This is a genomic window from Streptomyces sp. NPDC051133 (genome assembly GCF_040682635.1).
GTDB lineage: Bacteria > Actinomycetota > Actinomycetes > Streptomycetales > Streptomycetaceae > Streptomyces.
Map to the genome: position 1 here is coordinate 1 of NZ_JBFBBK010000226.1, position 1,490 is coordinate 1,490.

The 1,490-nt window shown below is 60.5% G+C and carries 2 pseudogenes; one reads left to right on the forward strand and one right to left on the reverse strand.

Going from position 1 to position 1,490, the window contains the following annotated elements:
* Positions 1-95, reverse strand: a pseudogene (locus tag AB0N17_RS46625) (DUF3499 family protein); the annotation flags it as partial.
* Between the two features lie 787 nt (positions 96-882).
* Here AB0N17_RS46625 and AB0N17_RS46630 point away from each other — a divergent pair.
* Positions 883-1,490, forward strand: a pseudogene (locus AB0N17_RS46630) (hypothetical protein); the annotation flags it as partial.

A 1,490-nucleotide genomic window follows, 5' to 3' on the forward strand; every position in this document is an offset into this window, starting at 1 on the left:
GCGCACAGGTCGTAGCAGTGGGGTTCGGCGTAGGTGGCGAGCGGGCCGAGGACCGCGGTCGAGTCGGCGTAGACGTACGTCAGCGTCGCGACGGCCCCGAGGTAACGAGCAACGGACGTAAGACATCCCGCTCAACACCCCGCGGGCCTCGCATGTTTCGCCGACCTCACCGCCACCCGATGGTGGCCAAACTGAACAAGCTCAGTGCAGATCCCTGATCAGGGCTGAGGGCAGAACGAGTTAAGGATTCGCTTCGCCTCGGCCCAGGCCGGCGGAGTACTGCGAATGATCTTGGCAGCCCCGTGTTTTCCCACTCCGGTGGAGATCTCAATGAATCTGACGAACCGCTTGTGTACTTGCTCCTCGAGCAGAGCACGGCAGAGGCGGCAGCGCCACGCCTGGCGGAGGGCAGTCCACTGGGCCCAGGCGAATTCTGGGCACTCTGCAAATACGTGGATGCATCCGTCTTTTTCTAATGCACCGCCCCCACGTCAACTCAATATCCGTCAAGGTGGAAAATGGATCACGGACTGATCATCATTCGCTGTCGTACAGCACGTCGTTGGTTGATCATGAATCGGGCGTCACACAGCGAAGCGCTGAGCGGCTGCGCAAGGATGTAGGTGGCCTTTTTACACTGTGCCGCCTGGCGGCGTACTCTTCTGCCATTGGAGGCTACGTCTGTTCAGCCGGGATACGCTCCGGACTTCGCTCTCTTCTGCGAGAGGACGAAAATTGAATCGACCGACACGCATGCGGTGTATGGCGAGAACAGCGGCGGCGGCATGTTTCGCGTCCGCACTCGTATGCGCGACTCAACCTGCCCACGCTGACGGTCTTTTGCAGGCTACAGCGACCGACGCATACACCCTGAACCAGCCCGTGGCCGTCCAGCATGGTCGAATATGGACCAACAGGGACTACTACAACTACTGCAATCGGGTGGGCATGGGCACCGGCTGGGGGCAATGCGCCATGACCAACTACTACGAAGAGATGCGCACCAAGGAAGACCCGCATTGGGAGGCGCCGCTGAGCAACATCGATTTCAACTGCAACTCGGTCGGAAACGACTTGGTGACTAAATCCCACTCGTTTACCAGAACGGCTACATCGACGATAGGTCTCACGACAACGCTGACCGTCGGTGCTACGTTCCAACAGGCACCCCTGGGCGCGGGAGCATCAGAAACGGTCAGCTTTTCAGTTGCAGCCTCCTTCCAGTACTCATGGGGCACCAGCGAGGATGACGGCGAAGCAGACACGGTAACGGTCCCTCCGGGCTACATGGGCTGGATCGGCTGGTCCACCTACCACGGCGTCTCACACGGGATCGGCACGATGATGATCGTGGGTGCGCCCAGGCTGGACGTCACGGAGAACGGGCAGCCGTTCCCGAAGCCCCTTGCCGAAATCAAGATCCCCATGGACATCAGTGGTTCCCTGCCCATGCCTGCAGATCCCCAGCTGGCACAGCTGGCCGGGAAGCC